The sequence below is a fragment of the Micromonospora sp. AKA38 genome, from assembly GCF_027925725.1.
Classification (GTDB): Bacteria; Actinomycetota; Actinomycetes; order Mycobacteriales; family Micromonosporaceae; genus Micromonospora.
The window spans coordinates 1,481,657-1,506,140 of record NZ_BNEI01000005.1 but is presented as its reverse complement, the minus strand read 5'-3'; the positions used below and the strand labels follow the sequence as shown (position 1 = coordinate 1,506,140).

The 24,484-nt window shown below is 74.5% G+C and carries 26 protein-coding genes and 1 tRNA gene; 16 read left to right on the top strand and 11 right to left on the bottom strand.

What is annotated here, in order from left to right; genetic code table 11:
- Window positions 1–74: 74 nt before the first annotated feature.
- Together TPA0908_RS23630 and TPA0908_RS23625 are read right to left on the bottom strand one after the other, a co-directional pair.
- Entirely contained in the window at window positions 75–1,532 is a 1,458-nt protein-coding gene (locus TPA0908_RS23630; RefSeq protein ID WP_374709243.1) for an MFS transporter, read from the bottom strand.
- Between the two features lie 71 nt (window positions 1,533–1,603).
- Window positions 1,604–1,840, bottom strand: a complete 237-nt coding sequence (locus tag TPA0908_RS23625) for a hypothetical protein (RefSeq protein ID WP_281941369.1) — start codon at window positions 1,838–1,840, stop codon at window positions 1,604–1,606.
- A 137-nt stretch (window positions 1,841–1,977) separates the two neighbouring features.
- Here TPA0908_RS23625 and TPA0908_RS23620 point away from each other — a divergent pair, with 137 nt between their 5' ends.
- On the top strand, window positions 1,978–3,114 hold the full coding sequence (locus TPA0908_RS23620) for a geranylgeranyl reductase family protein (protein ID WP_281941368.1): 1,137 nt from the start codon (window positions 1,978–1,980) through the stop codon (window positions 3,112–3,114).
- On the opposite strand, the gene TPA0908_RS23615 is transcribed toward TPA0908_RS23620, so the two are convergent.
- Complete coding sequence (locus TPA0908_RS23615; RefSeq protein WP_281941367.1) at window positions 3,101–4,135, bottom strand: NAD(P)-dependent alcohol dehydrogenase; 1,035 nt, start codon at window positions 4,133–4,135, stop codon at window positions 3,101–3,103. The two genes, TPA0908_RS23620 and TPA0908_RS23615, sit on opposite strands and share 14 nt — an antisense overlap.
- A 276-nt stretch (window positions 4,136–4,411) precedes the next feature.
- On the opposite strand from TPA0908_RS23615, the gene TPA0908_RS23610 reads away from it, so the two are divergent.
- Complete coding sequence (locus TPA0908_RS23610; RefSeq protein WP_281941366.1) at window positions 4,412–4,597, top strand: hypothetical protein; 186 nt, start codon at window positions 4,412–4,414, stop codon at window positions 4,595–4,597.
- A 3-nt stretch (window positions 4,598–4,600) separates the two neighbouring features.
- On the opposite strand, the gene TPA0908_RS23605 is transcribed toward TPA0908_RS23610, so the two are convergent.
- The gene (locus TPA0908_RS23605; RefSeq protein ID WP_281941365.1) at window positions 4,601–4,816 is read right to left on the bottom strand and encodes a GntR family transcriptional regulator; all 216 of its coding nucleotides are present in this window, start codon (window positions 4,814–4,816) and stop codon (window positions 4,601–4,603) included.
- 248 nt (window positions 4,817–5,064) lie between these two features.
- On the opposite strand from TPA0908_RS23605, the gene TPA0908_RS23600 reads away from it, so the two are divergent.
- A complete protein-coding gene (locus TPA0908_RS23600; protein ID WP_281941364.1) occupies window positions 5,065–5,301 on the top strand; it encodes a hypothetical protein in 237 nt (78 codons plus the stop codon).
- A 57-nt stretch (window positions 5,302–5,358) separates the two neighbouring features.
- Here TPA0908_RS23600 and TPA0908_RS23595 read toward each other — a convergent pair whose 3' ends face one another.
- The 3 genes from TPA0908_RS23595 to TPA0908_RS23585 all read right to left on the bottom strand — a co-directional run bounded on the left by TPA0908_RS23595 (window position 5,359) and on the right by TPA0908_RS23585 (window position 8,350).
- Window positions 5,359–7,149, bottom strand: coding sequence for a bifunctional metallophosphatase/5'-nucleotidase (locus tag TPA0908_RS23595; RefSeq protein ID WP_281941361.1), 1,791 nt, complete (start codon window positions 7,147–7,149; stop codon window positions 5,359–5,361).
- A gap of 227 nt (window positions 7,150–7,376) precedes the next feature.
- A complete protein-coding gene (locus TPA0908_RS23590; protein ID WP_281941360.1) occupies window positions 7,377–8,027 on the bottom strand; it encodes a nucleotidyl transferase AbiEii/AbiGii toxin family protein in 651 nt (216 codons plus the stop codon).
- Complete coding sequence (locus TPA0908_RS23585; RefSeq protein ID WP_281941358.1) at window positions 8,024–8,350, bottom strand: hypothetical protein; 327 nt, start codon at window positions 8,348–8,350, stop codon at window positions 8,024–8,026. The genes TPA0908_RS23590 and TPA0908_RS23585 overlap by 4 nt, the downstream gene beginning before the upstream one ends.
- A 332-nt stretch (window positions 8,351–8,682) precedes the next feature.
- Between TPA0908_RS23585 and fdh the strand changes: the two genes are divergently transcribed.
- The 9 genes from fdh (at window position 8,683) to TPA0908_RS23540 (ending at window position 18,894) form a co-directional block, all read left to right on the top strand.
- On the top strand, window positions 8,683–12,009 hold the full coding sequence (gene fdh / locus TPA0908_RS23580) for a formate dehydrogenase (RefSeq protein WP_281941355.1): 3,327 nt from the start codon (window positions 8,683–8,685) through the stop codon (window positions 12,007–12,009).
- Entirely contained in the window at window positions 12,002–13,048 is a 1,047-nt protein-coding gene (locus tag TPA0908_RS23575) for a 4Fe-4S dicluster domain-containing protein (protein ID WP_281941353.1), read from the top strand. Before fdh ends, TPA0908_RS23575 begins: the two co-directional genes overlap by 8 nt.
- The gene (nrfD, locus tag TPA0908_RS23570; protein WP_281941351.1) at window positions 13,045–14,298 is read left to right on the top strand and encodes an NrfD/PsrC family molybdoenzyme membrane anchor subunit; all 1,254 of its coding nucleotides are present in this window, start codon (window positions 13,045–13,047) and stop codon (window positions 14,296–14,298) included. Before TPA0908_RS23575 ends, nrfD begins: the two co-directional genes overlap by 4 nt.
- Before the next feature lie 44 nt (window positions 14,299–14,342).
- Window positions 14,343–14,438, top strand: a tRNA-Sec gene (locus TPA0908_RS23565).
- Window positions 14,439–14,461: 23 nt separating this feature from the next.
- A complete protein-coding gene (gene selA, locus TPA0908_RS23560) occupies window positions 14,462–15,754 on the top strand; it encodes an L-seryl-tRNA(Sec) selenium transferase (RefSeq protein ID WP_281941349.1) in 1,293 nt (430 codons plus the stop codon).
- Window positions 15,755–15,757: 3 nt separating this feature from the next.
- Window positions 15,758–17,521: a selenocysteine-specific translation elongation factor gene (gene selB / locus TPA0908_RS23555; RefSeq protein ID WP_281941346.1), complete on the top strand. Its 1,764-nt coding sequence runs from the start codon at window positions 15,758–15,760 to the stop codon at window positions 17,519–17,521.
- A gap of 30 nt (window positions 17,522–17,551) precedes the next feature.
- Entirely contained in the window at window positions 17,552–18,400 is an 849-nt protein-coding gene (locus TPA0908_RS23550) for a serine/threonine-protein kinase (protein WP_281941343.1), read from the top strand.
- A gap of 44 nt (window positions 18,401–18,444) precedes the next feature.
- Window positions 18,445–18,642 carry a hypothetical protein gene (locus tag TPA0908_RS23545; protein ID WP_107157830.1) on the top strand — a complete coding sequence of 66 codons (198 nt, stop codon included), beginning with the start codon at window positions 18,445–18,447 and terminating at the stop codon, window positions 18,640–18,642.
- 66 nt (window positions 18,643–18,708) lie between these two features.
- Entirely contained in the window at window positions 18,709–18,894 is a 186-nt protein-coding gene (locus TPA0908_RS23540) for a hypothetical protein (RefSeq protein WP_107157906.1), read from the top strand.
- 9 nt (window positions 18,895–18,903) lie between these two features.
- On the opposite strand, the gene TPA0908_RS23535 is transcribed toward TPA0908_RS23540, so the two are convergent.
- Window positions 18,904–19,560: a hypothetical protein gene (locus TPA0908_RS23535; protein ID WP_281941341.1), complete on the bottom strand. Its 657-nt coding sequence runs from the start codon at window positions 19,558–19,560 to the stop codon at window positions 18,904–18,906.
- 129 nt (window positions 19,561–19,689) lie between these two features.
- On the opposite strand from TPA0908_RS23535, the gene TPA0908_RS23530 reads away from it, so the two are divergent.
- Window positions 19,690–19,896, top strand: a complete 207-nt coding sequence (locus tag TPA0908_RS23530) for a hypothetical protein (protein ID WP_107157832.1) — start codon at window positions 19,690–19,692, stop codon at window positions 19,894–19,896.
- Here the strand turns inward: TPA0908_RS23530 and TPA0908_RS23525 are convergent.
- The 3 genes from TPA0908_RS23525 to TPA0908_RS23515 all read right to left on the bottom strand — a co-directional run bounded on the left by TPA0908_RS23525 (window position 19,893) and on the right by TPA0908_RS23515 (window position 21,556).
- On the bottom strand, window positions 19,893–20,366 hold the full coding sequence (locus TPA0908_RS23525) for a hypothetical protein (RefSeq protein WP_281941338.1): 474 nt from the start codon (window positions 20,364–20,366) through the stop codon (window positions 19,893–19,895). The genes TPA0908_RS23530 and TPA0908_RS23525 overlap by 4 nt on opposite strands.
- A complete protein-coding gene (locus TPA0908_RS23520) occupies window positions 20,363–20,572 on the bottom strand; it encodes a phosphatidylethanolamine-binding protein (protein WP_281941336.1) in 210 nt (69 codons plus the stop codon). The genes TPA0908_RS23525 and TPA0908_RS23520 overlap by 4 nt, the downstream gene beginning before the upstream one ends.
- A gap of 102 nt (window positions 20,573–20,674) precedes the next feature.
- Window positions 20,675–21,556 (bottom strand): universal stress protein, encoded by an 882-nt coding sequence (locus tag TPA0908_RS23515; RefSeq protein ID WP_281941333.1) that lies wholly within the window; start codon window positions 21,554–21,556, stop codon window positions 20,675–20,677.
- A 137-nt stretch (window positions 21,557–21,693) separates the two neighbouring features.
- Between TPA0908_RS23515 and TPA0908_RS23510 the strand changes: the two genes are divergently transcribed.
- From TPA0908_RS23510 to TPA0908_RS23500, 3 genes are all read left to right on the top strand, one after another.
- On the top strand, window positions 21,694–22,440 hold the full coding sequence (locus tag TPA0908_RS23510) for an SAM-dependent methyltransferase (protein ID WP_281941331.1): 747 nt from the start codon (window positions 21,694–21,696) through the stop codon (window positions 22,438–22,440).
- 87 nt (window positions 22,441–22,527) lie between these two features.
- Window positions 22,528–23,715 (top strand): PP2C family protein-serine/threonine phosphatase, encoded by a 1,188-nt coding sequence (locus TPA0908_RS23505; RefSeq protein ID WP_281941329.1) that lies wholly within the window; start codon window positions 22,528–22,530, stop codon window positions 23,713–23,715.
- Between the two features lie 48 nt (window positions 23,716–23,763).
- On the top strand, window positions 23,764–24,234 hold the full coding sequence (locus tag TPA0908_RS23500; RefSeq protein ID WP_281941327.1) for a MarR family transcriptional regulator: 471 nt from the start codon (window positions 23,764–23,766) through the stop codon (window positions 24,232–24,234).
- Window positions 24,235–24,484 lie beyond the last annotated feature (250 nt).

Genomic DNA, 24,484 nt, shown 5'->3' with positions numbered 1-24,484 from the left:
GCACCCCGGACCGGGGTGCCGGCCTTCGCGTGCGCGGTGGGTGTCAAGCGGGGCGCCTTGCTCTACCGGAGGCGTTAACGGGGGGCCCGGCCTTTCACCCGGCGGCCGGCGACGATGTCGACCACGGCGGCGATCAGCGCCAGCACGATGATGCCGGCGGCGAGCAGCAGCGAGTGCCGGAACGCCACCGACCAGTCGCCCCGGTTGTCGGCCAGCGTGGAGAAGAACAGCGCGCCCACCGCCGCGATGCCGGCGGCCGAGCCGATCCGCTGTCCGGTCTGGAGCATGCCGGCGCCGCTGCCCGCCATCGGCACCGGCACCTCCGACAGCGTGAGCGTCTGGTTGGGCGCGATCACCAGGCCGCTGCCCAGCCCGGCGACGAGCAGCGGCAGCGCGGTACGCAGCGGCACGTGCTGGTGCGGCCCGCCGGTCAGCACCAGGTCGGTGGCGACCAGCCCGACCACCACGGCGAGCAGCCCGATCGCGACCAGCGGCCGGCCGTACCGGGTCACCACCCGCCCGCCCAGCGCGGAGGCGACCGCCGAGCCGAGCGCGAACGGGGTGATCGCCAGGCCGGCGACAAGCGCGCTGTAACCCAACCCGATCTGGAGGTACAGCGTGAAGATGAAGAAGATCGCGGTGAAGCCGGCGAAGTAGATCAGCCCGATCAGCGAACCCAGCGTGTACGAGCGCAGCCCGAACAGCCGCAGGTCGAACAGGGGTGTGGTGTGCCGGGCGTACCGGCGTTCCCAGAACGCGAAGCCGGCGAGCAGCAGCAGGCCGAGCGGGATGAGCAACCACTTGGTCGAACCCTGCCACTGCTCCCGCTGCACCAGCGGCAGCAGGATCACGGTGACCCCGGCGCCGAGCAGCAGCACGCCGACCGGGTCGAGCCGGTGCCGGTCGGGCTGCCCGGCGGGCCGGGCGGGGATCAGCCGCCAGCCGAGCACCATCGCGACGATGCCGACCGGGATGTTGACGAAGAACACCCACCGCCAGCCGTGCTCGGCGCCGCCGAGCTGGATGAGCAGCCCGCCCAGCAGCGGCCCGACCGCGGTGGAGATGCCGATGGTGGCGCCGAGCAGCCCGAACGCGCGCCCCCGGTCGGCGCCCCGGAAGAGCTGCTGGATCATGCCGCTGACCTGTGGGTTGACGATGCCGGCGGCGGCGCCCTGGACGAGCCGGGCGACGATCAGCCAGGTCGCCGACGTGGCCAGCCCGGCGAGCGCGCTGGTCAGCGTGAACAGTCCCACCCCGACCACGAACGCGGTCCGCCGGCCACGCGCGTCGCCGAACCGCCCGGCCGGCACCAGCACCAGGCCGAACGTCAACGCGTACCCGGACAGCACCCACTGAAGGTCGCTCGGGGTGGCGTGCAGCGCCCGGTCGATCGACGGGACGGCGACGTTGACGATGCTGACGTCCAGCAGCGTCATGAACGCCGCGACCAGGCCGACGCTCAGTGCCCGCCAGCGACGCCGCTCGTCGTACCCGGTGTCCGCCGCCGGCGTCGACGGCCGGTCCCCACTCATCGTGCCCCCCACAGACCGTCGATCACGCATCCCCGATCGCTACCCGGACCCCGGTGGGGCAAACGAGGCGGTCAGGCCGTCTGGCGCGCGCACCAGCGGGGCCCGAAGTCCAGGCCCGTCATCGGCGAGTCCTCGCGGTGCAGCAGTCCCCGCTCGGTGAGCGTGTGCAGCGGCTCGCGCAGTTCCTCCTCGGGCATCTGGGCCTCCTCGGCGATCAGGTCCGGGTAGGGGACGTGCCCCCGCACCTCCAGCGCGGTGACCGCCTGGTAGACCCGCTCCTCGACCGCGGACAACTGGACCTGAGGCATCGCTTCCCTCCTCGGCGTGGACCGCCCGGCCGCCGGACGGTCGGCGACCGGCGCTTACCCGGCCGACCGGCGATGATGCCCACCCGATCGAGGGTCGTGTCGGGCCACCCGGCCCGCCGGTGCCCTAGGCTGCACCAGTGATCATCTGGGATCTCGTCGTGGTCGGTGGCGGGCCCGCCGGCCTCTCCGCCGCGCGTGCCGCGGCCCGGGCCGGCGTGCGGACGTTGGTGGTCGAGCGGGCGACCCACCCCCGGTACAAGACGTGCGGCGGCGGCCTGATCGGCACCTCGCTAACCGAGGCCGGCGACGTGATCGAGGTACCCGCGCAGGACCGGGTCGACCGGGTCACGTTCACCCGGGACGGGCGACGCGCGTTCACCCGCCGTCACGGCGCGCCGGTGATCACGATGATCCGCCGCGAGGAGTTCGACGACCGGCTGCGCGCCGCCGCGGTGTCCGCCGGCGCCGAGGTCCGCGAGGGCGTCGCGGTCCGCGCCGTGGAACAGGATCCCGACGAGGTACGCCTGCGGCTGGCCGACGGCGACGTGGTGCGCGCCCGTGCGGTGGTCGGCGCGGACGGCTCCTCCGGGGTGACCGCCCGACACGTCGGGGTGCGCTTCCGCCAGGTCGATCTGGGGCTGGAGCTGGAGCTGCCGGTGTCCGCCGTCGAGCGGGACCGCTGGCGGGGCCGGGTGCTGCTCGACTGGGGCCGGGTCCCCGGCTCGTACGCCTGGGTCTTCCCGAAGGGTGACCGGCTCACCGTGGGCGTCATCTCCGCCCGCGGCGACGGCGAGCGGACCCGCGCCTACCTGCGCGACTTCGTGGCCCGGCTGGGGTTGTCCGGGATCGCGCCCGAGCACGACTCCGGTCACCTGACCCGCTGCCGCGCCGAGGACTCCCCGCTGCGCCACGGCCGGGTGCTCGTCGTCGGCGACGCGGCCGGCCTGCTGGAGCCGTGGAGCCGGGAGGGCATCAGCTACGCGTTGCGGTCCGGCCGGCTGGCCGGCGCGGCGGTCGCCGGCGGTGACCTGGACGCGTACCCCCGGGAGGTGGCGCGGCTGCTGACGCCGGAGATGCGGGCCGGGCACCGGCTGCTGGACGCGTTCGAACGGCGACCGGACGTGTTCCACGCGATGCTGGCCAGCCCGCTCGGCTGGCGGATGTTCGTCCGGTTCTGTCAGGGGCGGATCGGCTTCGCCGAGGCGCTCGACCGGCGGCCGGTACGGGCCGGGCTGGCGCTGATCGACCGCCTGCCCCCGGTCAGGGGACGATGACCGCCCGCCCGTGGATGTCCCCCCGGCGCAGCGCCTCGTACGCCTCGGGCGCCTCGTCCAGCGGGAACGTCCGCACGTCGGCGTGCAGCCGGCCGTCCCGGGCCAGCGCGATGACCTCCTGGAGTTCGGCGCGGGTGCCCCAGAACGGCACCACCACACCGGTCTCCAGCGGCACCGGGGGCGGCGCGTCGGCGACCGGCCGGACCGGCAACGTGCCCCCGGCCAGGCCGACCAGCAGCAGTTGACCGCCGGTGGCGACGACCTGCCGGGCGGTGTCCAGGGTGGGCTGCGCGCCGACGAAGTCGAGCACCACGTCCGCGCCGTCCGGCGGCGGACCGACCAGTTCGCGGATCTTCTCCACCGCGTCCGCGCCGGCCCGCACCACGTGGTGGGCGCCGAGCCGGTCGGCGAGGTCCAGTGCGGCGACGTTGGTGTCCACCGCGACGATCCGCACCGCGGTGGTGGCGACCAGGATCTGGAGCGCCATGTGCCCCAGCCCGCCGATGCCGATCACCACGCAGGTGGTGCCGGGGCGCAGCCGGGGCCGGGCCAGCTCCACCGCGTGGTACGGGGTCAGCCCGGCGTCGGTCAGCGGCGCGGCCTGGGTCAGGTCCATCTCGCCCACGTGCAGCAGCCGGGACGCCGGCACCACGACGTGCTCGGCCAGCCCGCCGTCGCGGCTGAGCCCGATGCCACCGACCGGGGTGACCCGGCAGCGGTTCTCCTCGCCGCGCAGGCAGGCCCGGCACCGGCCGCAGCCGATGATCCCGTAGACCGCCGCCCGGTCCCCGGGCGACCAGCCGTCCACGCCGGGACCGGCGGCCTCCACCGTGCCGGCGATCTCGTGGCCCAGCGTCATCGGGGTGGGGAACATCCCCGCCTCGGCGTCGAGGATGTGCAGGTCGGAGTGGCAGGCGCCGACCGCGCCGACGCGCAGCAGCACCTCACCGGGGCCGGGCTCCGGGGTGGGCACCTCGGTCAGCTCCAGCACCCCCGGAGCGGTCATCCGTACCGCGCGCATGTCGCCCTCCACCTCGTCGCCAGCGGCAGTCGAGGCGGCATACCCCTGCCGTCGCGGTTGATACCGCGTCCGGTCGGGCCACGAGTGGAGCACGGTGGCTGTCTCCGGGGCGCGAAGACACCCATACCGTTCCAGTGGCGGGTCATCCGGCCCATGGGTGGAACACCACGGGTGTCTCCGGCCCGGTTTGACACCCATACCGTTCCACCCGTGCTCCACCCAGCCCGCGAGTGGAACGCTATGGCTGTCTTGGCGCGCGTGGCGCACAATGCGGGCATGAGCGAACCGGTCGCGTCGTTCACCGACGAGGAGTACGCCTTCCTGCGGCATGTCCGCTTCGGCGAGCTGCCACCTCGGACAAGCCCCGAGGAACGCGCGGAGTCGACCGAGACCGACAGTCGCCCGTACCGCCCGGATCCGGCCGGCGGCGAGTCAGAGTGGCACCTGCGCGCCGGCGGCTGACTCTCAGGCCACGAAGATGCCCCGACCGACCCGGCCGATCAGCTCGTCGGACTGGATCATCGAGTCGACAGCCCGACGAACCGTCATGTGCGAGGTGTCGTACTGCTCGGCCAAGAGCCGCACCGACGGCAGCTTCGCGCCGGTGGGGTAGATACCCGCCTTGATCTTGGCACGTAGGTCATCCCTGATCTGCATCCATAGTGGTTGCTCGTAGGGCATGGATGAAGCCAACCAGCAGCGTTTCAGATCATGTACGGCTACCCCTGATTGTCTTTACAGGCTTTATAGGTTGAGTAAGCTGAGTGCCTCCGGTACGGAAAGGGGATCATGAGAACACACCTGGTAGGCCTCGTAGACCTCATTCGCAGAGGGCGCGACGAGCCGGCCTTCGGCCTCGGACGACCCGACACCCACTACGTCGATCAATCCAACGTCTATCCGCGCGAGGTGGGGGAGGGGCGCCATCGATGACCCCCGAACTGGAAGAACTCCCTGTCATCCGGGTGGCAGAAACTCCGACGATCCTGGTTCTCAAGAGTGGTGAGGGAATTGCCGGCTGGGCGTTTGTCTTCTCGGACGGTTCGGCGTGGATTGTTCGGCCAGACGCAAGAACCATGGTCCACTCCGGCTCGGTGCGGACTCTCGTCAACTTCTGGGCGCAGGTCTTCGACTGTGAGGTAGGGATTCCCACGGAAGCCGTCTGACGGCAGCGACCGGGAGGGCGAGGGCCCCGGTACGACGCCGGGGCCCTCGCCCGAGGATCAGAAGACCGGCACGCCCTCGCGGACCAGCTTCCAGTTCGGCACGAAGAAGTCGGCCGGGTCGATGGTGCCCTTGGCCTGCGCCCAGTCGATCAGCAGCTGGCGGATCTCCTGCTGCGCGTTGTAGACCTGCGTCTTCACGATGCCGGGGAAGTTGCCGCCGCCGCTGCGCCGGTAGTTGTTCACCGCCACCACGAACTGCGCGTCCGTCGCGACAGGCGTGTCGGTGCCGGCCAGCACCAGGCGGGTGATCCGCTGGCCGACCGGCTTCGAGATGTCGATGTCGTAGTCGACGCCGGAGAACACGTCGTAGTTGTAGTCCGGCACGTTCGTGTCGTTGATGGTCGCCGGGTCGACCGCGGCGCCCACCGGCACGGTGAGGAAGTACTTCGCCGAGTACTCCAGGTACGCCTTCACCTCGGCGCCGGTCAGCACGACCGCCTCGAGCGTGTTGTCGTAGACGTAGAGGCCGGCCACGTCGCGGATCCGCACGTCGCCCTGCGGGAAGACCGCGGTGCGGCTGAACGGCGCGGCGATCGACAGCACCGGCAGCCCCGCGTACGCGCCGCCGGCCAGCGCCTCGGTGACCACCTCGGTCTGGACGTGGTTGATGAAGTCCAGGATCGGGGTGTCCTTGTAACGCGACTCGGCGGCGGACAGCTCCACGCTCGACTGCGCGACCACCCGGTTGACGTACTCGACCGTCTTGGCGTGCTGGCCGCGTACCGCCGCGAGCACCGCCGGGTCCTCGACCACGGTGTTGGTGTTCAGCGTGGTGGCCGACGAGTCGACGACCTTCCAGCAGCCCTTCTCCCGGGTCAACGTGAAGTCCATCCGGGTGAGGCGCTGGCCCCACTTCGACGGCTCGGAGGTGAGCACCGCCTTGCCGGTCTTCAGGTTGGTGACGAACTTCTCCGGCACCTCGTTGTGGGCGTGACCGAACAGGATCGCGTCGATGCCGGGCACCTGCTCGGCGATCAGCGCGGTCGGGTTCTCGTTCGGCAGCTCGGGGCCGTAGCTGGAGGTGCCGCTGTCCCCGCCGTGGGCGGAGATGATGACCACGTCGGCGCCGCGCCGGCGCATCACCGGCACCCACTTCGCCGCGGTGGCGACCATGTCGGCGAAGACCAGCCGGCCCTCGACGTTGGCCTTGTCCCAGATGGCCACGCCCGGGTTGGTCAGGCCGAGGATGCCGACGCGCAGCTTCGGCGCGCCGTGCCCGCCGAGCCGGACCTCCTTGATCACGTACGGCAGGAAGGCCGGCTTGCCGGTCTTGGAGTTGATCGCGTTCGCGGCGAGCGCCGGGAAGCCGAGCTGCTTGATCCAGGTGGCCAGCAGCGGCAGGCCGTAGTTGAACTCGTGGTTGCCGAGCGTGACGGCGTCGTACCGCAGCACGTTCATCGCGTTGGCCATCGGGTGCGTCTCACCGGTGCTGGTGATCGGCTCCTGCTTGGCGTAGTAGGTGGCCAGCGGCGTGCCCTGGATGGTGTCGCCGGCGTCCAGGACCAGCGTCGCCTTGCCCGTGCGCTCCGCCCGGATCTGGTTGACCAGGGTGGCCAGCTTCGCGACGCCGACGTCGTTGTGCTTGCTGTCGTCGAACTCGGCGTCCTTGTAGTAGTCCCAGTTGTAGACGTTGCCGTGGGTGTCCGAGGTGCCGAGGACGGTCAGGTCCCAGGTCTTCGGCTGCTTCGGCTTCGCCTCGGCGGGCGCGCCGGCGAGCAGCGGAGCGGTCGCCGCGGCGGCGGCGACGGCCAGCACCTGGCGGCGCGAGGCGCCGGAGGAGGAGGTCATGAGGTGCCTTTCCATGGGGGTACGCGCCTCGTGGGCGCCGCTGCGCACCATAACCACCGGCTGTCACGCACGCCACAACACCCCCAGATGTCGCCGAGCGGCAGCAGTCCACCCCCGCACCGGCAAACAGGCGGTGACTCCGGCATCGGCCGCGCGGGGAGATCCTCGGCGTCACCGGCGGCAGGCCGACGAAGTGACCCGTCGGTGCGTCGTCCGGTCCCGCCGAGTCAGCGGGGCCAGACGGACATCCGGCGGCGCACCTCGGCGATCCGGGCCGCGTCCAGGCCGTAGCGGCTGAACCGGCGGTCGGCCAGCCCGTCGAGGTAGCGGCCGGCCGCCCGGACGTCCACGTCCTCCAGCGCCGGATCCACCTGGCGGGCCAGCTCCAGCAGCTCGGCCACCGGGTAGCGGTCCAGCGCGGCGGCGACGTCGATGTAGTCGCGTACCTCCCGGCGGTTGACCAGCGCGGCGGTCTTGTTGGCCAGCAGGTCCCGCACGTCCATCACCGGACCGAAGTCCATCACCACCGGGCTGCGGTGCCGGTCCAGCCGGGCCAGGCTGAGCCGGATCTGCCGGCCGCCGCGGCTCACCACGAAGTCCCGCAGGTCCCGGTCGAAGCCGTCGAAGACCTCGCCCAGGCCGCCCGGGTCCGCCTCGTCCACCCGGTAGCCGGCCCGTTCCAGGGCGGCGCGCACGTCGGCCGCCGCCGCGGCGGCGGCGCCCTCCACATCGGCGAACAGGTCCACGTCTTCGGTCGGGCGGGTGACCAGGCCGTGCGCGGCCCAGGCCACCCCGCCGCCGAGTACGAACCGGTGCGGGCCGGCGGCGGCGAGCGCCACCCGGGCCACCTCCCGGTAGAAGTCGTGCGGATGCGTCACGCGGTACGCAGGCTCCGGTGCCGGCCCTCCCAGGCCAGGCGTACGCCGCGCGGCAGGTTGAGCAGCGGCCACACCCGGCGCAGCGTCGGAGCGTGGATCAGCTCCCGCAGGTCCGTCACCCGGGTGGTCTCGCGCAGCACGTTCTCGTACATCCAGAGCAGCTCGTCGGGGTCGGCGAGGTCGAAGGCGCGTTCGCTGTTCCACATCAGGCGCACCGGCAGCTCGACGATGCCCCCGGTGGGGCCGGCCAGCTCGTCGAGCGTGCGCGGGACCACGGCGGGACGCCCGGGCCGGGCGAGGTACGCGCTGGCGGTGGCCGACATGCCATGAGGGTAACCCCTGACCGGCGTGTCGAGTGCCAAGGTCGGTGACCGGCGTCACGACGACCGGCGGAAGAACGGCCGCCCCGGTACCGTTGTGCAGAGCGTCGGTGTGACCAGTGTCCCCGGGCCTCACCTAAATTGCCTTCGCGGAATACCGTTCGGCTGGAGCCGCGTCGCGCCACTCGCCGAGAGGCGACCTGCACACCGACGCCCAGCGCCGCCCCGGCCCACCCGGCCGGGGCGGCGCTGTTTCCCGCTCGACTCGCGGGCGCCGGACGGCTGGCCTAGTGTGCAAAGGGTCAGCCGATCTTCGAACGGGGAGGGGTGCCCGGGTGGGTCTGAAGACGTTCATCCAGGGGTGGCCGGTCTACCGGCAACTCACCGGCACCGACCCGCTGGGGCGCGGCGCCGCCGCCCGGTCGGCGCGCTCCGCCGGGCTGACCGCCCGCACCGAGACCGCCGACGGCGTGGCCCGCTCGGTGTGCCCCTACTGCGCGGTCGGCTGCGGGCAGCGCGTCTTCCACTCCGAGGGCCGGGTCACCCAGATCGAGGGCGACCCGGACAGCCCGATCTCCCGTGGCCGGCTCTGCCCGAAAGGTTCCGCCAGCAAGAGCCTGGTGACCAGCCCGCTGCGCCAGACCAAGGTCCGCTACCGCCGGCCGTACGCGACCGACTGGGAGGATCTGGACCTCGACGTCGCACTCGACATGATCGCCGACCGGATCCTCGCCGCCCGCGAGGAGACCTGGGAGGACGTCGACGACGAGGGACGCCCGCTGAACCGGACGCTCGGCATCTCCAGCCTGGGCGGCGCGACGCTGGACAACGAGGAGAACTACCTCATCAAGAAGCTGTTCACGGCGATGGGGGCGCTCCAGATCGAGAACCAGGCGCGTATTTGACACTCCGCCACCGTCCCCGGTCTGGGGACCAGCTTCGGTCGCGGCGGCGCGACGGACTTCCAGCAGGACCTCGCCAACGCTGACGTCATCGTCATCCAGGGCTCGAACATGGCCGAGGCCCACCCGGTGGGCTTCCAGTGGGTGATGGAGGCGAAGAAGCGCGGCGCGAAGGTCTTCCACGTGGACCCGCGGTTCACCCGCACCAGCGCGCTCGCCGACACCTACCTGCCGATCCGGGCGGGCACCGACATCGCGCTGCTCGGCGGCGTGGTGCGCTACATCCTGGACAACGAGCTGGACTTCCGGGAGTACGTGCTGGCCTACACCAACGCGGCCAACATCGTCAGCGAGCAGTTCGCCGACACCGAGGACCTGGACGGTCTGTTCTCCGGCTACAACCCGGAGACCGGTTCCTACGACCACGCCAGCTGGCAGTACGAGGGCCAGGAGGAGCACACCAAGGTCCGGGGCACCGGCAAGGAACGCGACTCGGCCTCCGGCATGGAGCACGAGTCGCACGGTGAGCCGGTGCCGGCGCGGGCCAGCCGGGACGAGACGCTCCAGCACCCGCGCTGCGTCTACCAGATCCTCAAGCGGCACTTCGCCCGCTACACCCCGGAGATGGTGGCCCGGGTCTGTGGCATACCGGAGGAGAAGTTCCTGGAGCTGGCCCGCGCCTGGACGGAGAACTCGGGTCGGGAGCGCACCGGCGCGCTTGTCTACTCGGTGGGCTGGACGCAGCACAGCGTCGGCGTGCAGTACATCCGCACCGGTGCGATCATCCAGACGCTGCTGGGCAACATGGGCCGGCCGGGTGGCGGCATCCTGGCGCTGCGCGGGCACGCCAGCATCCAGGGCTCCACCGACATCCCGACGCTGTTCAACCTGCTGCCCGGCTACCTGCCGATGCCGCACCACGCCACCCACCCGACGTTCGACGAGTGGGTCGACAGCATCCGCCACCCGGGCCAGAAGGGCTTCTGGGGCAACTCGCGTGCGTTCGCGGCGAGCCTGCTCAAGGCGTACTGGGGGGACGCGGCGACGCCGGACAACGACTTCGGCTACGGCTACCTGCCCCGGATGACCGGTGACCACGGGACGTACCAGCAGGTCCTGAACATGATCGACGGCAGGATCAAGGGCTACTTCCTGCTCGGTCAGAACCCGGCGGTCGGCTCGGCGCACGGCCGGGCCCAGCGCCTCGGCATGGCCAACCTGGACTGGCTGGTGGTCCGCGACCTGTTCCTGATCGAGAGCGCCACGTTCTGGAAGAACAGCCCGGAGATCGCCACCGGGGAGATCGTGCCCCAGGAGTGCCGCACCGAGGTGTTCTTCCTGCCGGCCGCCTCGCACGTGGAGAAGGAGGGCACGTTCACCCAGACCCAGCGGCTGTTGCAGTGGCGGGAGAAGGCCGTCGACCCGCCGGGCGACGCCCGCTCCGAGCTGTGGTTCTTCTATCACCTGGGTCGGGTGCTGCGGGAGAAGCTGGCCACCTCCACCAAGCCCCGCGACCGGGCGCTGCTGGACCTGGTCTGGGACTACCCGACGCGCGGCGCGCACGCCGAGCCGAGCGCCGAGGCGGTGCTCAGGGAGATCAACGGCTACGACGTCGCGACCGGCCGCCCGCTGAACGCGTTCGCCGAGGCGAAGGACGACGGCTCCACCGCCGTCGGCTGCTGGATCTACACCGGCGTCTACGCCGACGGGGTGAACCAGGCGGCCCGCCGCAGGTCCCGGCACGAGCAGGACTGGGTGGCCGCCGAGTGGGGCTGGGCGTGGCCGGCGAACCGGCGCACGCTCTACAACCGCGCCTCCGCCGACCCGGACGGGCGGCCGTGGAGCGAGCGCAAGAAGTACGTCTGGTGGGATCCGGACGCCGGCGAGTGGACCGGCTACGACGTGCCGGACTTCGAGAAGACGAAGCCGCCCACCTACCGGCCGCCGGACGACGCCTCCGGCCCGGCGGCGCTCGCCGGTGACGACCCGTTCGTCATGCAGGGCGACGGCAAGGCCTGGCTGTACGCGCCGAGCGGCGTGCTCGACGGCCCACTGCCGACGCACTACGAGCCGGCCGAGTCGCCGATGCGCAACCCGCTCTACGGGCAGCAGGCCAACCCGACCCGGAAGATCTACGAGCACCCGGTGAACCGGATCAACCCGAGCCCGCCGGAGCCGCACAGCGAGGTCTTCCCGTACGTGTTCACGGTCAGCCGGCTCACCGAGCACCACACGGCCGGCGGGATGAGCCGTACCGTGTCGCGCCTGGCCGAGCTGCAACCGGAGATGTTCGTCGAGGTGTCCCCGGAACTGGCCGCCGAGGTCGGGCTGGCGCATCTCGGGTGGGCGCACCTGGTCAGCGGGCGGGCGGTGATCGAGGCGCGGGTGCTGGTCACCGACCGGCTCACCCCGCTGCGGGTGGACGGCCGGATCATCCACCAGGTGTGGCTGCCCTACCACTTCGGCAGCGAGGGGCTGGTCACCGGCGACTCGGCGAACGACCTGTTCGGCATCACGCTGGACCCGAACGTGCTCATCCAGGAGAGCAAGGTCGGCACGTGCGACGTCCGGCCCGGGCGGCGTCCCACCGGACCGGCGCTGCTCGACCTGGTCGGCGACTACCAGCGGCGGGCCGGGATGACCGCGGACCGTAAGGTGCCGATCGTCACCACCGACGTGCTGGGCGGTGAGAACGCGGCCGGCAGCACCGACGAACAGACCCCCGAGGCCGCGGCGCGGGACGGAGACGGGAATGCCTGACCCCAACAGCCTGTACGGCCCGCTCGACCCGGCCCCGGACGCGGGCTGGGTCGCCGCCCCGCCCCGGATGGGGTTCTTCACCGACACCAGCGTCTGCATCGGCTGCAAGGCGTGCGAGGTCGCCTGCAAGGAGTGGAACGGCGTCCCGGACGCGGGCTTCGACCTGCTCGGCATGTCCTACGACAACACCGGCGCGTTGACCGCGAACTCCTGGCGGCACGTGGCGTTCATCGAGCAGCCCCGCCCGGCGGGGCACCGGACGCCGCCGTTCGGCGGCGACCCGACCGGCCCGGTGGCCAGCAGCCCGGCGTCGGCGTCGGTGGGCGCGGGCACGGTCCCCGACACCGGCACCAACCCGGGCGGCCCCGCGGGGCGTCCGGAGGCGGCGGCGCGGATGGCGGCCGGCCCGGAGTTCCTCGGCATGCCAGGCGCCCAGCCGCCCGGGCGGGACACCGGCGCGGAGAGCCGCACCGACTTCCGCTGGCTGATGATGTCCGACGTCTGCAAGCACTGCACGCACGCGGCCTGCCTCGACGTCTGCCCGACCGGTTCGCTGTTCCGCACCGAGTTCGGCACCGTCGTGGTGCAGGAGGACATCTGCAACGGCTGCGGGTACTGCATCTCGGCCTGCCCGTACGGCGTGATCGACCAGCGCAGGGACGACGGCCGGGCCTGGAAGTGCACGCTCTGCTACGACCGGCTGGGCGCCGGCATGACGCCGGCCTGCGCGCAGGCGTGCCCCACCGAGTCCATCCAGTACGGCCCGCTCGACGAGCTGCGGGACCGGGCCGCCCAGCGGGTCGCCACGCTGCACGAGCGCGGCGTGCCGGAGGCCCGGCTCTACGGCCACGACCCGACCGACGGGGTGGGCGGCGACGGCGCGTTCTTCCTGCTGCTCGACGAGCCCGAGGTGTACGGGCTGCCGCCGGACCCGGTGGTCACCACCCGGGACCTGCCGAAGATGTGGAAGCGTGCCGGCCTGGCCGCGTTGGCCATGGCGGCGGCCACCGTCGCCGCGTTCGTCGGAGGATCGTCGTGAACCCGGACCGCCCGGTGGGTGCCCTGTTCCGCCGCTTCCGCGACCGCCTGGCCGCCGACCGGGCCGCCGTCGCGGAACGGACCGGCGACGGTGGGCCCGCCACCGGGGAGCCCGGCGGCGCGCCGTCGACCGGCTCGCCCACCGCCCGCGTGGTGGGCCGTGCCGAGAGCGGCAGCCGGGCCACCGGCACCGGACCCGGCGTCGGCCGCACCGATGCCGGCGCCCACGACGCGGGGCTGACCCCGCACCCGCCCCGCGACACCGCGCCCACCGCCCGTCGCCGACGCGGCGGCAAGGGCGGCCGAGGCGGCGAGCAGCTCACCGTGCCCCCGGTGGAGTTCACCTCCTACTACGGCCGGCCGGTGCTCAAGCCGCCGGTGTGGCGGTGGGACATCGCCGCGTACCTGTTCACCGGTGGGCTCGCCGCCGGCTCCTCGATGCTGGCCGCCGGTGGGCAGCTCACCGGCCGGCCGGCGCTGCGGCGCGCCGGCCGGGTCACGTCGCTGGCGGCGGTGAGCGCCAGCGCGTACTTCCTCATCAACGACCTGGGCCGGCCCAGCCGCTTCCACCACATGCTGCGGGTGGCGAAGGTGACCTCGCCGATGTCGGTGGGCACCTGGATCCTCAGCGTGTTCGGCCCGGCCGCCGGGCTGGCCGCGATCGCCGAGGCCGCGCCCCGCCTGCCGGAGCGCGGGCTGCTCGGACTGGGGCGGCGGCTGCTGCCCCCGACCGGGCACGCGGCCGGCCTGGTCGCCGCCGTCACCGCGCCGGCGCTGGCCACCTACACCGGGGTGCTGCTGGCCGACACGGCGGTGCCGTCGTGGCACGAGGCGTACCCGGAACTGCCGGTCATCTTCGCGGGCAGCGCGCTGGCCAGCGGCGCCGGCGTCGGGCTGCTGGCCGCGCCGCCCGGGCAGGCCGGCCCGGCGCGGCGGATGGCGGTCGCCGGCGCGGCGCTGGAGCTGTGGGGCGCGCACCGGGTGGAGAACCGGCTCGGCCTGCTCAGCGAGCCCTACGCCGACGGCACGCCCGGGAAGCTGCTGCGTGCCGGCCGCGCGCTCACCGCCGCCGGGGTGGCCGGCGCGCTGGTCGGCCGCCGCAGCCGGCTGCTCTCCGCCGCCTCCGGCGGCGCGTTGCTCGCCGCCGCCGTCTGCACCCGCTTCGGCATCTTCCACGGCGGCGTCGCCTCGGCGCGGGACCCGAAGTACACGGTGGTGCCGCAGCGCGAGCGCGCCGACCGGCGGGCCTGACGCTCGCCGGGCGGCCGGCGGGCCGCTGTGGTTGACTGCTGCGTGGAGGCGTTCAGGCGGCTGGTGCCCCTCCCGGTCTTCAAAACCGGTGTGGTCCGGGACCCGGGCCAGGCGGGTTCGATTCCCGTCCGTCTCCGCCACACCGTCCCCGGGGGAGCGTGCGATGCGTGAGGTGGACCCGCGTCGGCGGGTGCCGCGCACCGACGCGTTGCTCGCCGACCCGGCGCTGTCGGCCGCCGCCGGCACGGTCGGCCGCGACCGGGTCAAGGCCGCGATCGTCGCCGCCCAGCACCGCGCCCGCCGCGGCGAGATCACCCCCGATCAGGTACGCGACGCCGCGCTGGCCGACCTGCCCGGGCGTACGCCCCGGCCGGTGCTGAACGCCACCGGCGTGGTGCTGCACACCAACCTGGGTCGGGCCCCGCTCGCCCCGGCCGCCGTGGACGCGCTGGTCGCCGCCGCCGGGCACACCGACGTGGAACTCGACCTGGCCACCGGCCGGCGGGCGAGGCGCGGCCGGGAGGCGCTGGACGCGCTCGCCGCCGCCGTGCCCGATGCCGCCGCCGTGCACGTGGTCAACAACGGCGCCGCCGCGTTGGTGCTGGCCGCCACCGCGCTCGCCGCCGACCGGGAGATCGTGGTCAGCCGCGGTGAGCTGGTCGAGATCGGCGACGGGTTCCGCCTGCCCGACCTGCTGGCCAGCACCGGGGCCCGGCTGCGCGAGGTGGGCACCACCAACCGCACCAGCCGGGCCGACTACGCCGCCGCGATCGGCCCGCGCACCGGCTTCGTGCTCAAGGTCCACCCGTCGAACTTCGTGGTCACCGGCTTCACCTCGGCGGTGCCGGTGGGGGAGCTGGCCACCCTCGGCGTGCCGGTGGTCGCCGACATCGGCTCCGGCCTGCTCCGGCCGGACCCGCTGCTGCCCGACGAGCCGGACGCCGCGACCACGCTGCGCGCCGGCGCCCACCTGGTCACCGCCAGCGGCGACAAGCTGCTCGGTGGGCCGCAGGCCGGCCTGCTGCTCGGCGCCGCGGACCTGGTGGAGCGGCTGCGCCGGCACCCCCTCGCCCGGGCGTTGCGGGTGGACAAGCTCACCCTCGCCGCGCTCGCCGCCACGCTGCACGCGCCCGCCACCCCCACCGGGGAGGCGCTGCACGCCGACGCGGGCCGGCTGCGTGCCCGCACCGAACGGCTGCGTGACCGGCTCGGCGCCGACGGGTGCAAGGCCGAGGTGGTGCCGGTCGCCGCGGTCGTCGGCGGGGGCGGCGCGCCCGGGGTGGAGCTGGACTCCTGGGCGCTGAGCCTGCCCGAGCGCTACGCCGTGCCGCTGCGCACCGGCGACCCGGCGGTCCTCGGCCGGGTGCTGCACGGCCGGCTCCTGCTGGACCTGCGCGCCGTGCCGGTCGGCGACGACGACCGCGTGCACGCCGCGATCCTGCGCGTGGCGGGCTGACCCGTGTGGGTGGTGGCCACCGCCGGGCACGTCGACCACGGCAAGTCCACGCTGGTGCGGGCGCTGACCGGGATGGAACCGGACCGGTGGGCGGAGGAACGCCGCCGGGGCATGACCATCGACCTCGGCTTCGCCTGGACCACGTTGCCCTCCGGCGGCACGCTGGCGTTCGTCGACGTGCCCGGGCACGAACGGTTCGTGCCGAACATGCTGGCCGGCGTCGGCCCGGTGCCGGCCGCGCTGATCGTGGTCAGCGCCGACGAGGGCTGGATGCCGCAGTCCGCCGAGCACCTGGCCGCGCTGGACGCGCTGGGTGTGTCGTACGGGCTGCTGGCGGTGACCCGCGCGGACCTGGCCGATCCGGGGCCGGCGACGGCGCGGGCGCGGGCGGAGATCGCCGCGACCTCGCTCGGCGAGGTGGAGGCGGTGGCCGTCTCGGCGGTCACCGGCGCGGGCCTGCCCGAGCTGCGCGCCGCGCTGGACCGGCTGGTCGCCCGGCTGCCCGACCCGGCCCACGACGCCCCGGTCCGGCTCTGGGTGGACCGGTCCTTCACGGTGCGCGGCAGCGGCACGGTGGTCACCGGCACGCTCGGCGGCGGTCGGCTGCGCGTCGGCGACGAACTCGAACTCGCCGCCACCGGCGAGCCGGTGCGGGTACGCGGTCTGCACTCGCTGGGATTCGCGCGGTCGGACGTCGACGCGGTGGCGCGGGTGGCGGTGAATCTGCGCGGCCTGCCCCGGGACCGGGTGGGGCGCGGCGACGCGCTGCTGCGCCCCGGCCGGTTCGGTCGCACCGACCTGCTCGACGTGCGGCTGGCCGGCGACCCGGCCGCCGACCTGCCGGCCACCCTCACGCTGCACGTCGGTTCCGCCGCGGTGCCCGCCCGGGTCCGGCCGCTGGGCCCGGACACGGTCCGGCTGCGCCTGGCCCGCCCGCTGCCGCTGCTGATCGGTGACCGGGCGCTGCTGCGCGACCCGGGCCGGCACCACGTGGCCGGCGGCGTGACGGTGCTGGACGTGGATCCGCCGCCGCTGCGTCGCCGGGGTGCGGCGGCTGCCCGCGCCGCCGTGCTGGCCGGGCTGGACGGCCGGCCCGACCCGGTCGGTGAGCTGCGCCGGCGGCGGCTGGTCCGGGCCGGGCAGCTCGCCCGGATGGGTGTGCCGCCGGCCGCCACGCCGGTGGCCGGCGACTGGCTGGCCGACCCCGACCACTGGCGCGACCTGGGCCGCCGGCTCACCGAGGAGGTCGCCCGGTACGCCGCCGAGCACCCGCTCGCCGCCGGCGTGCCGCTCGACGCGCTGCGCCACCGCCTCGGCCTGCCCGACCGGGCGCTGGTGACCGCGCTGCTGCGCCCGCCGCTGCGGCTGCACGCCGGCCTGGTCACCGCCGCCCCGGCCGTTACGCTGCCCGACCCGGTCGCCCGCGCGGTGGCGACGGTGCGCGCCGAATACGGCGACCGGCCGTTCCAGGCGCCCGAGGCGCACCACCTCGCCGGCCTCGGCCTGGGCCCGAAGGAGATCGGCGCGGCCGTGCGGGCCGGGGCGCTGGTGCGGCTGGCCGAGAACGTGGTGCTGCTGCCCGGCGCGCCGGACGACGCGGCGCGGGTCCTGGCCGGGCTGCCGCAGCCGTTCACGCTCAGCGCCGCCCGGCAGGCGCTGGGCACCACCCGTCGGGTGGCGGTGCCGCTGCTGGAGCTGCTGGACCGGCGCGGTCTCACCCGCCGCCTGCCCGACGACGCCCGCGAGGTGGTCCGCCCGCCGGGCTGAGTGGTTGCGCGTCGATGGCAGGCTGGCCGCATGATGGACGTGCGTCGCGCCCTGCGGGCCGACCGGGCGTGGCCGAACCGGGTGTTTCCGCCGGCGGTGCTGGTCTGCTGGCTGGTCTGGGCGGCGCTCGCCTGGTGGTCGGCCCCGCGCTCGGTCGACGCGGCCGACCTGGAACGGGACCTCGCCGCCGGCCGGGTGCTGACGATCGCCCGCGCCGACGGGTGGGACGACTCCGGCCCGTGGGCCCGCCGCCCCGAGCCCCGGTACGCCCAGGGCGGCTCGACGGTGGTCTGGGCCCGTCCCGACGGCCAGTTCCGCTACGCGTACGTGCCCGCGTCGGTCCCGGACGGCGGCCTCGTCGCGGACGACCCGGACGCCGGCCCGGCCACCGGCGACGCCGATCCCGGCTCGGCCGGCGGCGACCCCGGCCCGGCCACCGGTGACGCCACCCAGGCCACCGGCGACCCACCCGGCGACGCCGACGCCGGGTGGCCCGACCCGGGCCCCGACCCGCTCGCCGACCCGCGGGCCCGGGACGCCACCACCCACGGCGGCGACACCCGCGCCGACACGATCGCGAACACGGCCGCGCTGTTCGCCCTGGCGATCGGTGTCGGCTGGCTGCTCACGCTGGTCGCCGGCCCGCCACCGGTGCTCGGGACGCGCTGGTACTGGTTCTGGATCGGGTTGCTGCCGTTCGGCCTCGGCGTGCTCGCCTGGGCGTACCGGGAACGGTGGCGCGCTGACGTGCCCGCGGCCCGGCCACGCCGTACCGGCTGGGCCGGGCTGGGCTGGTGGCTCGTCGGCGGCATCGCGGTGTCGATCGCGGTGGCGGCGCTGCGCATGCTGCTCGGCGGGTACGTGGTGCCGGGCGGGTGAGCCAACCGGCGACGACGGCCCGCCCGGTCACCTACCGTGACGCCATGGACCCTTCCGCGGTCTGGCGGGACAAGAACCACAGGTGGCGGATCGAGGCGTACCGGGCCCCGGACCTGCGGTTCGCCATCTTCGCCACGAACGGCACCACCGAGTCGGCGCCGCTGTGGCTGTTCGGGATGGCCGCGTTGGCCCGCTGGCTGATGACCCACGCCGTCTCCCTCGACGACCTGGAGACGGACTGACCCGGACGGGGGACAACCGGGGCGAACCGGCCCTCCGTGCCGGTCGGTGGCCGTACCGTCCGGGGCGTGAAGGACCGAGGCATGCGGACGTTCGTCACCGTCCTCGCCGGGCTGGCCGTGATCTACTTCGGCGCCACCGGGCACCGCGCGAGCGGCGGGGAGGGCGGTGGCATCTCCGGCGGCGTGGTGCTGCTCGCCCTGCTCGCCTCGCTGCTGGCCTGGCACCTGACCCGGCCCGGCCCGGCCAAGTAGCCCGCCGGCTCAGCGGGCCGCCGCGGCGGAGCGGCTCACCTCACCGGCCGACTCCTCGCCGAGCGCCACCCGCACCAGCGCCGACGCCAGCCGCCCGAAGTCGGCCTCCCCGACCAGCCCGACCAGGCTGCCCGGATTCGCCGGCAGGCCCAGCCGCCGCGCCCCGGCCAGGGTGCGGCGGTCCGCGTACGGGCGCACGTCGGGCCAGACCGCCTGCGCCTCCCGCAGGAAGATGTCCGCCCCGGTCGGGCCGATGCCGGGGAACTCGGTGAGGAACCGGCGCAGCACCGTGCGGTCCGCGCCGGCCTCCCGGTGCAGCCGGCGCAGGTCGCCGTGCCACCGGTCCAGGCACAGCCGGGCCCCGGTGCCGAGCATGGTGGCGGTCCGCTCGTCGTAGCGCCGGTAGTGGCCCCGGCCCAACGCGTCGACCCGGTCCTGCCAGCTCGCCGCCTCCATCGCCTGCGGGGTCCGCCAGCCGGCGGAGAACAGCTCCCGGGCCGCGGCGACCGCCACGCTCGCCCGGATCCGGGTGCTCAGCAGTGTGGTGAGCACCAGCAACTGGTAGAGCGGACCGGGCCGGTCCGCGAGCGTGATCCCGGCCTCTTCCGCGTACGTGCGGGACTGCCGGTCCAGCAGGGCCCGCGCCACGTTCCGATCGTCCGGCATTCGACCGGGTTACCCGCCCGGGGCCGGCCCAGACCCGTCGGCGGCATCGGAATGCGCCGGTCGGCGGCGGGTACCCGGACGACGTGCGTGGTCGACGGCCGCGCGCTCCCACCGGGAAGGGAGAGACCTGTGGTCAAGCCCCAGCAGGAGGAGTTGCGCCGGAACGATCTCGGCGCGACCAGCCAGGACAGCCGGAAGTCCGCCGTCACGGGCGGCGACCGCTCGCGGGGCGGGGGCACGTCCAACGCCGACGCCGGCCGGCGGGTGCCGAAGGGACAGGTGTCGCCGTACGGCCCGGCCGGTGAGCCGGTGGCCGAGGACGCCAGCGACCGCTAACCGCGCGGCGACGACGGCCGCAGCCTCCGCCAGGTGGCTGCGGCCGCCAGCCCGTACGCCAGGTGCGGCACCAGGTCGGACGCCCAGTCGACGCGTCTCCAGGTGCGCGGGTCGGTCACGCCGAGCAGCGTCATCGCGCTGTCGGAGGTGGCCATCACGCCGCCGCCGAGCAGCGTCACGGCCACCGGCAGCGGCACCCGGCGACGCACGGCGAGCAGGCCGAACACTGCGCCGGCGGCGATGCCGGTGGCGTATCCGAGCACCGGCCCGAGGCCGGCGCGGCGGTTCGCCGCCTCGTCGGCGGGCCCGAGGTCGACGTGCGCCACGTCGGCGAGGCGGCCGGCGGTGGTCTCCGGCGTGGTGCTGGCCGGACGGGCCCGCAGCGTCATGTCGAGGTAGCTGGCCACGTTGAGCACGGCGCTGCCGACGGCGCCCGCGATGGCGCCGTCGACCAGGGGCGCCGCTCTCACTTCGGGTCGCCCGGTTCGCGTTCGCCCTTGGGCCCGTAGGTCCGGTCGCCCCGGACGACGCCGCGCTGACCCCGGTCGTCCTGCAGGATCCGGTTGGCCACCTGGTTCGCCTCCTGGTCGGCGGCCCGCCCGGACTGTTCGACGCGGTCGCGCAACCGCGCCCGCTGCTTGTCGTACGCGTTGCTGCCCGGCCGTGGTCCTGGCATCGCTGCCTCCTCCGGTCGCTGTCGCTGTCGGCCCCGTCTACCCGCCCCGGCCGGCGCCAACCGTGGGCCGGACACCGCAGCGTCCGCCGCCTGGCCCGGCGCTCACTCGGGGGCGCGGACCACCGCCACCGGGCAGTCGGCGCGGTGCAGCAGGGCCTGGCTCACCGAGCCGAGCAGCAGCCCGGTCAGCTCGCCTCGACCCCGCCGGCCCACCACGACCAGCTGGGCGTCGCGGGCGGCCGCGACCAGCGCCGCGACCGGCCGGGCGTGCGTCACCTCGCGGGTCACCGGCACGTCCGGCCAGCGTTCCGCGATGCCGGCGAGCGACTCGGTCAGCACCCGGTCCTCCTCGCCGCGGAGCTGGTCCTCGTCGTGCACCAGGGGCTGCATGTCGCCGGGCCCGGTCGAGGCCGGGTGGGTGTAGGCGAGCACCGCGTGCAGCCGGGCCCCGCGTGCGGACGCGGTGCCGGCGGCGAACTCGACGGCGGCGCGCGACAGCGGGGAGCCGTCCACGCCGACCACCACCGGGCCGGCGTCGCGGGCCGTCCCACGGGCGACCAGCACCGGGCAGTCGGCGTACGAGGCGACCTGCACCGCGACGGAGCCGAGCACCAGCGCGGCGAAACCGCCGAGGCCCCGGTCGCCGAGCACCACCAGGGCGGCGCTGGGGGACTCGCCGAGGAGCACGGCGGCCGCCTCGCCGTCGATGATCTCGCCGGTGATCCGCAGCCCGGGGCACTCCGCCTCGGCCGTCGCGACCGCGTCGCCGACCAGTTGTTCGGCCTGGTGGCGCAGGCCGGCGCCGGGTGGCGCCTGCGCGGGCGCCGACACCGGCACCCGCAGCAGCGGCCAGATGAATCCGTGCACCACGCGCAGCGGACGGTTGCGGCGAGCGGCCTCCCGGGCGGCCAGCCGCACGGCCCGCGTCGCCGACTCGGAGCCGTCCACGCCGACCACCACCGCCGCGCCGTTCGCCGAGTTCACCGGTACCTCCTCGCCGCCGGCCGCCCCGCCGGCCCGCGCCGCCAGTATCGCGGCCGGCGTGGCCCCGCCGGGGCGATACCGCGTGAGTCGGCTGCTCGGTACGCTGACGCCAGCGCGCACGGGAGGGAGCCCCGTCGATGGTCGAGCCGGTCCTGCCCAGCACCGCCCGCATGATCGACCACTGGCTCGGTGGCCGGGACCACCGCCCGGTGGACGTGGCCGCGGCGACCGCGTTCGAGGCGGCGTACGGGCCGTGCGCGGTGATCTTCCGCTCGTTGCGGGCCTTTCTCGGCCGCACCGTGCGGGCCGTCGCCGCCGCCGGGGTGGACGAGTTCCTCGTCTTCGGCGCGGGCGTGCCGACCTGCGGAAACGTGCACGAGGTGGCGCCGGGGGCGAGCGTGCTCTACACCGACGCCGACCCGGAGACGGTCCGGCTCGGCCAGCGCCTGCTGGCCGGCAACGACCGGGCCGGCTACGGCTACGGTGACGCCACCGACATCGGTACGCTCGATCCGGCCCCGCTGCGCCGCTTCGTGCCGGGCTGGGGGAGCGGACCGGTCGGGGTGGTCTTCCTGGGCCTGGCCGCGTTCCTGGACGACGACACACTCGCTCGGACGCTCGACGAGCTGTACCGGGCGGCGGCGCCGGGCAGTTGGCTGGCGATCGACTTCGACGGCACGGAACTCGCCGCGTACCCGGAGGCGCTGGCCATGATGGGGCCGGCGTTCCGGATGCGCGAACCCGAGCGGTTCCCGCCGCTGCTCGGCCGGTGGCGTCCGACGGCCGAGGGCGTGGTGCCGGTCGCGCGGTGGCGGCCGGTGGGCGAACCGGAGCCGGTGCCGGACGCGTTTCACGGCGCGCTGGCGTGGCGACCGGCCGGTTGAGCCGCCGGTCGAGGTGGCGCGTCCGGTGTCGGTCCTCCTCCGTATGATGTTTGCCCTGTAGCAATAGTCGTCATCGGAGGATGAAGCATGCCGGAGGCGTCCGGATCGGTGTCGCGTGCCCTGCGCACGGCGCCCCCCGACCAGTTGGCGGAGACCGCGGACGCGGTGTTGCGCCACACGCTCGGCGCCGCGCGTGCGGAGGTGTTCGTCGCCGACTACCGGTCCAGCGGCCTGTGGCCGGTGCTGGACCCGGAGCGCCCCGACGGCGGCCCGCTGCGCTCCCACGGGGTGGCCCAGCGCTGCTTCAGCAGCCAGGAGCCGGTCCTGGACACCGCCGACGACGGCCGGTGCCGGGCCTACCTGCCGCTGTCGGTGTGGGGCGAACGGCTCGGGGTGCTGATGGTCGAGCTGCCGGCCGTTCCGGACGCGGCGACGGTGGCGGCGGCCCGGGACGCCGCCGGCGACCTGGCGGTGGCGATCCGCGCGGCCGACCGGGAGACCGACCGCTACCGCCGGGCGCGTCGCCGGGAGCGGCTCAGCATGGCCGCCGAGATGCAGTGGGACCTGCTGCCCGGGCGCAGCGTCCGGCACGGCGACGTGCTGCTGGCCGGGCAACTCGAGCCGGCGTACACGGTGGGGGGTGACCACTTCGACTGGTCCGTCGACGGGGACCGGCTCACCGTCACGGTGCTCAACGGTGCCGGCAACGGGTTGTCCGCGTCGCTGCTCACCGCCGTGACCGTCAACGCGATGCGTAACGCGCGCCGCTCCGGCGGCAGCCTGGTGGAGCAGGCGGAGCTGGCCTCGGACACGATCTTCTACCAGCACCGGGGGAGCCGGCACGTGGCCACGCTGCTGCTGGAGCTGGACGGCCGGCGGGGCGTGGTCCGGGCGGTGGACGCGGGTTCCCCGCACGTGCTGCGGCTGCGCGGCGGCCGGGTCACCCCGGTCACGCTGGACCAGCAGCTGCCGCTGGGCATGTTCGCCGAGACCCGGTACGACGTGCAGGAGTTCGGCCTGGAGCCGGGCGACCGGCTCTTCGTGGTCAGTGACGGGGTGTACGCGGCGGAGCCGGACGAGCAGGAGCCCTACGGCGCGCGGGCGATGGCGCGGGCGATGCGGTCCACTCGGCTGCAGCCGGCCACCGAGGCAGTTGGTACGGTGATGCGCGAACTGCACGCGTACCATGCCGACGCGGATCTCCGCGACGACGCGGTCGTCGTCTGCCTGGACTGGCGCGGTTCCAGCCGGCCGGACGACGCCTCGCGGCGGTGACCGGGGCGGCGGGGCGAACACGAGCGGGACGATCGCAGGGGACAGCGAGTGGAGCGACCTCCGAATCTTGCCGCGGCCGTCGAGGCGGCTGCCGAGGCGCTCATCGGTGTGCTCGACTCGGCCACCTCGCGGCACAACCTCAGCGTCTCGCCCACCCAGTTGCGGGTGCTGTCGCTGATCATGTCCCACCCGGACACCAACGTGAACCGGCTGGCCGAGCTGCTGGACGTGGTGCCGTCGTCGGCGAGCCGGCTCTGCGACCGACTGGAGGCGGTCGGGTTGCTGCGCCGGGTGGCCGACCCGAGGGACCGGCGCGAGGTGCGGCTGCTGCCCACGAACGCGGCGGAGTCGCTGCTGCGCGAGTTGCAGGAGCGGCGGCACCGGGCGGTGCAGGCGGTGCTCGACCGGATGCCCAACCGGGTGCAGCACGAGTTGTTGCTGGCGTTGCTGGCGTTCGGTCAGGCGGCCACCATGACCGCGCCGCAGTCGGGTTCCGACTCCACCGCCCGCTCGGCGTGACCTCGGGTGCCCGAGCCGCAGCCGCTCCACTAGTGTCCTAGGACGCCCTACGCGATGTGACGCTGCCCACCGCCGCCACGCTGAGCAGCCACGCAGCACGACAGCCGGAAGAACGCGCGAAGCCCGATATAGTGGCAGCGCAACTGGCCGGCCCGGGTCGCTGTGACCGCGGGCCGCATCGGGGAGGTCCCAGCCCGGGATCGCAGAGGCTGCCGGCGTCTGACCGGCCGACAACGCGCACGTTCCTCCG

Coding starts and splice junctions, on each gene's coding strand:
- TPA0908_RS23630 (WP_374709243.1), bottom strand. CDS start 1,532: ATGAGTGGGGACCGGCCGTCGACGCCGGCGGCGGACACCGGGTACGAC.
- TPA0908_RS23625 (WP_281941369.1), bottom strand. CDS start 1,840: ATGCCTCAGGTCCAGTTGTCCGCGGTCGAGGAGCGGGTCTACCAGGCG.
- TPA0908_RS23615 (WP_281941367.1), bottom strand. CDS start 4,135: ATGCGCGCGGTACGGATGACCGCTCCGGGGGTGCTGGAGCTGACCGAG.
- TPA0908_RS23610 (WP_281941366.1), top strand. CDS start 4,412: ATGAGCGAACCGGTCGCGTCGTTCACCGACGAGGAGTACGCCTTCCTG.
- TPA0908_RS23605 (WP_281941365.1), bottom strand. CDS start 4,816: ATGCCCTACGAGCAACCACTATGGATGCAGATCAGGGATGACCTACGT.
- TPA0908_RS23600 (WP_281941364.1), top strand. CDS start 5,065: ATGACCCCCGAACTGGAAGAACTCCCTGTCATCCGGGTGGCAGAAACT.
- TPA0908_RS23595 (WP_281941361.1), bottom strand. CDS start 7,149: ATGACCTCCTCCTCCGGCGCCTCGCGCCGCCAGGTGCTGGCCGTCGCC.
- TPA0908_RS23585 (WP_281941358.1), bottom strand. CDS start 8,350: ATGTCGGCCACCGCCAGCGCGTACCTCGCCCGGCCCGGGCGTCCCGCC.
- TPA0908_RS23575 (WP_281941353.1), top strand. CDS start 12,002: ATGCCTGACCCCAACAGCCTGTACGGCCCGCTCGACCCGGCCCCGGAC.
- selA (WP_281941349.1), top strand. CDS start 14,462: ATGCGTGAGGTGGACCCGCGTCGGCGGGTGCCGCGCACCGACGCGTTG.
- TPA0908_RS23550 (WP_281941343.1), top strand. CDS start 17,552: ATGATGGACGTGCGTCGCGCCCTGCGGGCCGACCGGGCGTGGCCGAAC.
- TPA0908_RS23545 (WP_107157830.1), top strand. CDS start 18,445: ATGGACCCTTCCGCGGTCTGGCGGGACAAGAACCACAGGTGGCGGATC.
- TPA0908_RS23535 (WP_281941341.1), bottom strand. CDS start 19,560: ATGCCGGACGATCGGAACGTGGCGCGGGCCCTGCTGGACCGGCAGTCC.
- TPA0908_RS23520 (WP_281941336.1), bottom strand. CDS start 20,572: ATGCCAGGACCACGGCCGGGCAGCAACGCGTACGACAAGCAGCGGGCG.
- TPA0908_RS23510 (WP_281941331.1), top strand. CDS start 21,694: ATGGTCGAGCCGGTCCTGCCCAGCACCGCCCGCATGATCGACCACTGG.
- TPA0908_RS23505 (WP_281941329.1), top strand. CDS start 22,528: ATGCCGGAGGCGTCCGGATCGGTGTCGCGTGCCCTGCGCACGGCGCCC.